The 7,667-nt window shown below is 69.1% G+C and carries 7 protein-coding genes and 3 pseudogenes; 5 read left to right on the top strand and 5 right to left on the bottom strand.

From position 1 onward, the window contains the following. The 4 genes and pseudogenes from AAW14_RS38765 to AAW14_RS39605 all read left to right on the top strand — a co-directional run. Window positions 1-303 (top strand): annotated as a pseudogene (locus AAW14_RS38765) (hypothetical protein); the annotation flags it as partial. 59 nt (window positions 304-362) lie between these two features. Further along, complete coding sequence (locus AAW14_RS39615; RefSeq protein WP_322741174.1) at window positions 363-1,721, top strand: DDE-type integrase/transposase/recombinase; 1,359 nt, start codon at window positions 363-365, stop codon at window positions 1,719-1,721. Further along, complete coding sequence (locus tag AAW14_RS39610) at window positions 1,718-1,930, top strand: hypothetical protein (protein WP_322741173.1); 213 nt, start codon at window positions 1,718-1,720, stop codon at window positions 1,928-1,930. The genes AAW14_RS39615 and AAW14_RS39610 overlap by 4 nt, the downstream gene beginning before the upstream one ends. A gap of 226 nt (window positions 1,931-2,156) precedes the next feature. Next, a complete protein-coding gene (locus tag AAW14_RS39605; RefSeq protein WP_322741172.1) occupies window positions 2,157-2,435 on the top strand; it encodes a hypothetical protein in 279 nt (92 codons plus the stop codon). Window positions 2,436-2,761: 326 nt separating this feature from the next. Here AAW14_RS39605 and AAW14_RS38755 read toward each other — a convergent pair. The 3 genes and pseudogenes from AAW14_RS38755 to AAW14_RS38745 all read right to left on the bottom strand — a co-directional run. Beyond that, window positions 2,762-3,396, bottom strand: a pseudogene (locus AAW14_RS38755) (NADP-dependent oxidoreductase); the annotation flags it as partial. Window positions 3,397-3,652: 256 nt separating this feature from the next. Then, window positions 3,653-4,144, bottom strand: a pseudogene (locus tag AAW14_RS38750) (IS6 family transposase); the annotation flags it as partial. 116 nt (window positions 4,145-4,260) lie between these two features. Next, window positions 4,261-5,634, bottom strand: coding sequence for a right-handed parallel beta-helix repeat-containing protein (locus AAW14_RS38745; protein WP_265569169.1), 1,374 nt, complete (start codon window positions 5,632-5,634; stop codon window positions 4,261-4,263). Window positions 5,635-6,033: 399 nt separating this feature from the next. Between AAW14_RS38745 and casB the strand changes: the two genes are divergently transcribed. Further along, entirely contained in the window at window positions 6,034-6,774 is a 741-nt protein-coding gene (gene casB, locus AAW14_RS39985; protein ID WP_416223442.1) for a type I-E CRISPR-associated protein Cse2/CasB, read from the top strand. A gap of 18 nt (window positions 6,775-6,792) precedes the next feature. Here the strand turns inward: casB and AAW14_RS38735 are convergent, their stop codons facing one another. Both AAW14_RS38735 and AAW14_RS38730 read right to left on the bottom strand, forming a co-directional pair. Next, the gene (locus AAW14_RS38735; RefSeq protein WP_265569168.1) at window positions 6,793-7,218 is read right to left on the bottom strand and encodes a BlaI/MecI/CopY family transcriptional regulator; all 426 of its coding nucleotides are present in this window, start codon (window positions 7,216-7,218) and stop codon (window positions 6,793-6,795) included. A 63-nt stretch (window positions 7,219-7,281) separates the two neighbouring features. Then, a partial coding sequence (locus AAW14_RS38730) for a helix-turn-helix transcriptional regulator (protein ID WP_265569167.1) occupies window positions 7,282-7,667 on the bottom strand: 386 nt, incomplete at its 5' end.

Below are 7,667 nucleotides of genomic sequence, written 5' to 3'. Positions count from 1 at the left end.
CGCCGCCTCCCACCGCTCGACGACGTTCTGGCCGCCAACCTGAAGTGGCTGGCCGGCTACCGCCACCCCCGCAACGCCGGCCGCCCCGGGCTGAGGGAGGCCGTCCTCGGGGCGTTCGCGCGGCCGCGGCCGCTGCTGGAAGGCGCCGAAGCGGCCGGCGACCCGATCGAGGTCCTGCCCGCCGTCTTCCACGCCCTGTGGCACAGACAACTGACGACAGACCTGGAAACACCACTGCACGAACGCATCCTCGTCGGCCCGCGGGACTGGAGCGGCCCCGGAAAGACGGGAGGTGCCGGGTGACCACGCGGCGCAATGCCCGGCCGGCAGTGAAGGTCGGGGCTCACGTCCGGTTCCGCGGCGTGAAGTGGCAGGTGGTCGCCCTGTCCGGGCAGGACATCCACCTCCTCGGCCCGGACGGCGGCGGCCAGGCCGTGCTCGCCGGGCACCTGTTCGCCGACCCCGGTTTCACCGTCATCGGGGCCGACGTGCCCCAGGCGGCCCCGCAGTGGGGGCTGTTCGAGACCGCCCCCGCCGCGGCGCGTGAGAAGGCACTGGCCTGGCAGCGCCATGTGAGAGAAGTTGAATGCGGCCTTGCCGGCGGGCCCGGCAGCGAAGGAACCGTGCGGCCGCAGTACGACCCCGAGCAGCACACGCTGGCCGAGCGGGAGCAGGCCAAGGCCAAGGAGCTGACCGCGCTCGGCTTCGGCCGCGTCTCGCGCACCACGGTGCAGCGCATGCGGCTCGCCTACCGCAAACAAGGTCTGTGGGGGCTCCTCGACCACCGCAGCACGCGCGCCCCCAGTCCCACCCGGCGTGCCGACGAACGGGTCGTCGCCGCCGTCCGCGAGGCGCTGCGCCGCCGACGCGGCCGCTCCAAAGGCACCATCAACGGCCTGTTCCCGCTGATCAACCAGATTCTGGAGGACCGGCACGGGCCCGGTACGGTGCCCGCGCCGTCCCAGGCCACGCTGTACCGTCTCGTCACCGCCCTCGCCCGCCCCGGCGAACTGCCCACCGGCCCAGTCCGGCAGGTGCCCGCGAGCTTCGACGGGCGGGCCTTCACCCCCGCCACGGCGCTGCGGCCCGGGGAGCAGGTCCAGGTCGACACCACCCGCCTGGACGTCCTCGCCCTCTTCGACGACGGCACCCTCGCCCGCCCCGAACTGACCATCGCCATCGACGTCGCCACCCGCGCCATCCTCGCCGCTGTCCTGTGCCCCAGCGCAACCAAGGCCGTCGACGCGGCCCTGCTGCTGGCGGAAATGGCCGTCCCGCACCCCGCCCGCCCCACCTGGCCGAACATCCTGCGCATGGACCACGCCCCCGCACTCCCCCACCAGCGGCTGACCACCCTGGATGAGCGCCTGGCCGATGCGGCGGCCCGGCCGGTCGTCCTGCCCGAGACGATCGTCGTCGACCGGGGCAAGGTCTTCGTCTCCCGGGCGTTCACCGCCGCCTGCGAAACCCTCGGCATCAGCGTCCAGCCCGCCCCGCCCTTCGCTCCCACCGCCAAAGGCATCGTCGAGCGCGCCTTCGGCACCATCAACCACCTGTTCTGCCAGCACCTGCCCGGCTACACCGGATCCGACGTCACCCGCCGCGGCCCCGACACCGAGAAAGACGCCTGCCACAGCGTGTCCCCCACCTGCAGGACCTCCTCGACGAATGGCTGGTCCACTACCACCACCGCCCCCACGAAGGCCTGCGCCACCCGATGATGCCCCGCAAAGCCCTCACCCCGAACCAGATGTGGGCCGCGCTCGTCGCCGTCGCAGGCCATGCGCCTGTCCCGTTGACCGGCCACGACTATCTCGAGCTACTGCCCGTGCGCTGGCAGGCCATCACCGCCTCCGGCATCCGCATCCACCACCGCACCTACGACGCGGACCTCCTCGCCCCCTACCGCGGCCAGCCCCCCCCACGCTGACCGAGGCGGCAAATGGGAGATCCACTACAACCCCCACGACGTCCGCCAGATCTGGATCCGGCTGCCCGACGGCCAGCTGACCGAGATCGGCTGGATCCACCGCGACCACGTCCACCAGCCGCTCAACGACCACACCTGGCAACACATCAGAACCCTCGCCCTGCACAGCAACCACAGCGATACAGACCAGCACGAAGCCGACCTCGCCGACGCCCTCGACCAGCTCATGCGCCGCGTCCACACCGGCCACGCCACCAAAGCCGAACAGGCCCTCCTGGCCCGCACCGTCACCGTCCCGCTCCCCCCAGCCCGCCATCCGGAAGACGACAGGGGCCCAAGCGCCGACAGGCCGGCACAGCGCGAGGCCGAAGACGAGAACGAGGACCAGGACGAGGACGAGGACGACAGCATCGACGACCTCGACGACCTCGACGACGACACGCCCGCCGCGGTGGCCACCGGATTCGGACTCTACGACGCATACGAGGAAGCCGACAAATGGTGAGCCCGCGCCCGCAGAGCGCAAGCAGCACAGCCACCGACGACAAACACGGCGATAACACCGAGCCCTCCTGGCCGCTGACCACCTGGCAGGGCCGGCACCGCTTCACCACCACCGACCCGCCCGCCCCACCCCAGCCCGACGACCCGCCCCGCAGTACGGAAGAGCGCCTGGCCTACCACTCCAGCTTCGTCACCATCCGCACCCCCGCCATCAATCAGCTCGCCACCCAGGTCCACACCCTGATGATCCTCGGCCGCCACCAACAGGCCACCGCACGGCCCTCACTGATCGTCACCGGACCCGCCGCACCCGGAAAACCCACCGCCCTCCTCGATGCTGTCCTCGAAGCGGGTGGTGGTGCAATCGACGGACTCGTTCGCACCGATTTCCTTGAGCCAGGGGTGGCGGGCGGCGCTGGCGGTGGCGATCACGTGGGCGCCCAGATGGCGGGCGAACTGCACGCGAAGTGGCCGACTCCGCCGGCTGCGGCGGTGATCAGGACGCGCTGACCAGCCTGCAGGTGGGCGGCGTCGACGATGGCCTGCCAGGCGGTCAGTGCCGCCAGCGGCACGGCGGCGGCGTGCACGTCGTCGATGGTGGCCGGCTTGCGGGTCCACTGACGGGCCGGGGCGGTGACGTACTCGGCGTAGGGGTTCGCGACGCGGGGGAACCACGGCATCCCGTACACCTCGTCGCCGACCTTCAGCGTGGTCACACCGAAGCCGACCTCCTCCACCACACCGGACACGTCCCAGCCGAGGGTGAACGGCGGCTCACCCAGCAGGCCAGCCATGCCGGTGCCGGCACGGGTCTTCCAGTCCACCGGGTTGATCCCGGCGGCGTACACCCGCACCAGAACCTCGGTGGGCAGCGGCACCGGCCGCGGCACCTGCTGGACCCGCAGCACCTCCGGGCCGCCGAAGGTGTCCTGAACCACCGCGGGCATCGTGTCCGCAGACATGCGTCATCTCCTGAAACGACCTTCTCGGGAAGGCCGTTGGCGGTCTCCTCCTTGACGTCGACGACGCTATCCCTGGGGGTGCAGTTACCTTCAACTTCATCTACTTCCCGTCGGGAAGTGACCTGGTGAGGAGAGCGAGCATGTCCACCACCTGCCCCAGCAGCCAGCACTCGCACCACGACGTCTACGCCGCCCAGTGCCCCTGCCGCACCCTGCTCGACCTGCTCGACCTGCTCGACCTGCTCGCCAACAAATGGTTCTCTGCCCGGTTGTTCAGATACTTCGAGCTGCGGTGCTCCACCGAGGGCATGACCTGGCGGTGGGCGGCGTTTCAGGAGCGGAGCTTGTCCGTCACGATCACTCGCGGCACGGTCCCGGCGCCCTTGAGGAGCTTGCGGGAAAAGCGTTTGCCGGCCTTGGTGTCGCGCTTGTCGGTCACCAGGATGTCCAGGACGTGGCCGTCCTGGTCGACGGCACGCCATAGGTAGCGCATCCGCCCGCTGACCTTGAAGAACACCTCGTCCAAATGCCACCGGCCCCCGGGCTTCGCCCGGCGGCGGCGCAGCCGCACGGCGTAGTCGGGCCCGAACCGCCCGCACCACAGACGGACCGCCCCGTAGGACACCTGGATACCACGTTCAAACAGCAGCTCCTCCACAGCGCGGAAGGACAGTGGGAACCGGTGGTACAGCCAGACCGCATGCGCGATCAACTCCGGCGGAAACCGGAACCCCCGGTACGACGCTGCGGCAGTGCCACCACCATGCCCTTCCCACGACGACCCCCACCAAGATCATCACACCCCGCCCCTCAACTTGATAACGCCGTTTCCGAGTGCCCAGGGCGGCGACGGACGGTCGATGGTCAATCGCTGTACAGCGTGAACTGCTCCCAGCTGTTGCTGGCCGGCCGGTTGGCAATGAGCGCTGCCGTGCCGTTGTTCGAGGTCACGTACTGGTTGTTCACCTCGGCAAGCAGGCTGACGGTGCCGTTGGAGTTGTGGATGAGATGGAACGTCTCCCACAGTTGGGGCGTCGTGCGGTTCGCGATGAGCGGAGAATTGCCCCAGTTGTCGGCTGTCACCCATAGACCGTTGGCCTCGGCCTTGAGCTGCACCTGGTCGCCGCTGAGATAGGTAACGTCGAACTTCTCCCACGGTCCCACCGCGGTTCGGTTCGCCCACAGGGGGGCAGACCCGGCGTTCTCGGCAGTGACGACCATGCCGGTGTTCGCCTGGAGGCTGATGGTGGTGGGCTGCTCGGTCAGTCCCAGCAAGCTGGTCAGATTCGGGCTCGACACGAAGTTCGACTGCAGGCTGCTGTTCCCGGTGACGTTGCCCGACTGGAAGCCACTGGGCTGGGCCGCCGGCGTCCCGGAGCAGTTGGTGGCCGAGACGTAGCCGACGTGGGTGGAGTTGTCCACGTTTCCGGTGACGGTCCAGTTCTGCACTCCGTTGGCCACGAATCCGTAGCCCATGTGCGCGCCCTCGAGGGTGTTGTTCGTCACTGCGGCGCCGTAGTTCACGTTGGTCGATCCGCATCCCCAGGTTAGCGGGCCCATGGCTACCGCGACCTTGATGAGGGATCCCGCAGCGTTGATGGTGTTGCCCGAGACCACGGTTCCGTTGTAGTCGCCGCTCGTCGGGTTGTAGTCAACCATGTTGATGCCGCCGAGCAGCACCTGGTTCTGCGCGATCACCGTGTTGTTCTTGATCTGCGAACCGGCCGCGCCGAAGATCACGATTGCACCGTCGGTCGCGTCGGTGATCGTGTTGCCCTCGACATCGGAGTTCCCGCAGGCGAGAGAGATCCCATCGGCCCAGTGGCCGTCGGGGGTCCCGACCGGGCCGATCGTGTTGTTGAGGATCTTGCCGTTCTGGCATGCGGGGATGCCATTGGTGACCCCGCCCTCGATCAGGTGCAGCGCCGACCAGCCGCGGGGGTTGGACAGCACGCTGTTCCGAACGACCTGGCCGGTGTCGGCGCCGCCCATCTCCAGCAGTGCTGCACCGTTGGTGACAAGGCCGAGCTGCGGGCGCTGGCCGTCGACCTGGATGTTCTGCACCGTGACGTTGGACTGGTTTCCGCCGCTGATCGCGGTGGCCTGACTACTGCCGGTGGTCTTGAGCAGGGCACGGGTGCTGTCGGTGGGCAGGCCTTGCGTCTCGATGGTCTGACCGGGCGCGGTGAAGGTGATCGGGTTGGTCAAGGTGAAGACCGAACCCGCGCACAGGTCCACGACGGCATTTTGTCCGACCAGAGCCGCCTGGATGTCGGCATCCGTTCCCGACGGAAGGCATCCCGTGCTCGCGGACGCGATCCCACCCGTCAGGAACAGCGCCCCCGACACTCCGGCAAGTCCTGCCGATACACCGAAGGAGACGACCCTACTCGCCCGGCGTCGGCCCGGAGCGCCCGGCGAACGCCGGGAAAACAGTCCCAACCGCATGTGTGGAACTCCTTTTGTGTAAGTCAAGAGAAACGCGACGGTAGCCATGGCACCGACTGCCGGTGACCGGCCATAGCCGCACAACAGTTCGTCAAGCAGGCGTGACCCGAACCAAATAGCCTCGCGCTTTTGCGCGCCCAGCAGACTCGGAGGTCTTGAAGACGTAGTCGATCTTCGGTCGTAAGCTCGTTGTCGCCTGCCGGTGGAAGTCCGGTCCGGGTAGCTGCCAGGAGGCCCGGTAGCAGACTGGCGGCGTCGGGGGGAAACGCCCGGCGTCCACAACCCCTGGCCAGGGAAGGGGGCCGCTGCTTCGTCGATGCGCAGGCTGCCGGGAGGGGCTTGGTGAGGGCCACATCGGCTGACCGAGCCGACACCGCCCCGCATCTTCCCGCCCTCGCGCAGCGCCTGCGGGAGATCGTCGTGCTGCTGCGCCGCGAGGACATTTCCCTGGACTACAGCATGCTCGCCGAGCAGCTGTATCGCTGGCAGCTGCCCGGCGGACGGCAAATCGTGCGCCGCGCGTGGGGCCGCTCCTTCCATAAATCTTGGAACGCCTCAACAAGGAGCCACATGCCTGTCACCACGCCTGAGCATGTCGGCTGGGGGTGCCTCGAACGGGCGACCGCAGCCGAAGGGAAGATCGAGGCCCTCATGGCCAAACTCGCCGCCGAGCGTGTGCTGACCACCGCGACGATCAGGTTCACCGGGTCCTCGGCGCGCAGCGCCGACACCGACCAGCGGCCCTCCGCGGCGACCTGGGGGATCTGGGCGAATCCGGTGAACGCCAGCAGGGCCGGCGACCCCATCCACCCGGCCGCCGTCACCAGCGCGGCGCAGGCCAGGGCCCAGGCGGCCGGGCGCGGGGCCAGCCGGCGGGCGGGCCTCGGCGCGAGCAGCGTGAGGGCCGCGGTGACAAGGAACGGAACGTAGACGCTGATCAGCACCGGCTCAGGGCCTCTCGTCGAAGCGCTCGGCGCCGGCGCGGGCGTCGTGCCCGGACAGCAACCGCTGCAGCAACTGCTCGTCCTCCTCGGACAGTTCGGAGACGAAGCGGGTCAGTACCGCCTCGCGGTCGGAGCCTCGCTCCAGCAGCGTGTGCATCCGTTCGGCGGTGTGGGACGCCTCGTCCCGGGCCGGCTCGTAGGCGTATCCGCGGCCCTCACGGTGCCGGACCAGCATGCCCTTGGCGTAGAGCCTGGACAGGATCGTCAGGACGGTCGTATAGGCCAGGTTCCCCGGCAGCAGTTCCCGGACCTGACGTGCGGTCAGCGGCCCGTGGGCCGCCCAGAGCGCGGCCAGTACACCGCTCTCCAGTTCGCCGCGCGCCCGTCGGCCGGATGCTCCGCCGGGGTCGACGATCTTCCGGTGGTGCACCGTTCATCTTCCCCTCGCCGTTCGGCCTCACAGACTATGAGCCGCGAACCGAACAGGCGATGATCAAACGTCTGAGGAACCTGCGTGTTCGTCTACGGTGGCCGGGACGGGGAAGGGGAGGGCGGGCCAGTCGTCCGGCCTCGCGGTCACCGGTGCGAGCGGGGCGCTGCGGTACTGCGTCGGTGAGATGCCGGTGATCCGTTTGAACGCGGTGCTGAACGCGGTCTCCGACGAATAGCCCCATTCGGCGGCCACCGAGGCCACGGTTCGTTCGCCGCGGCGCAGCTCTCGTCCGGCGGCCAGTATCCGCCAGCGCTGGAGGTAGACGAGTGGCGGCAGCCCGACGAGTTCCTTGAAGCGGGCGGCGAAGCTCGCCCGGGACATGCCCACTTGAGCGCCGAGCGCGGCGACGGTCCATGGGTGGGACGCTTGCTGGTGCATGAGCAACA

Source organism: Streptomyces hygroscopicus, assembly GCF_026168105.1.
GTDB classification, from domain to species: Bacteria; Actinomycetota; Actinomycetes; order Streptomycetales; family Streptomycetaceae; genus Streptomyces; species Streptomyces hygroscopicus_D.
This window is presented reverse-complemented; position numbering and strand designations above follow the sequence as displayed.

What these genes read in the sequence shown, in the direction of transcription:
- AAW14_RS39605 (WP_322741172.1), top strand. Translation starts at nt 2,157, where the DNA reads ATGCGCCGCGTCCACACCGGCCACGCCACCAAAGCCGAACAGGCCCTC.
- AAW14_RS39610 (WP_322741173.1), top strand. Translation starts at nt 1,718, where the DNA reads ATGATGCCCCGCAAAGCCCTCACCCCGAACCAGATGTGGGCCGCGCTC.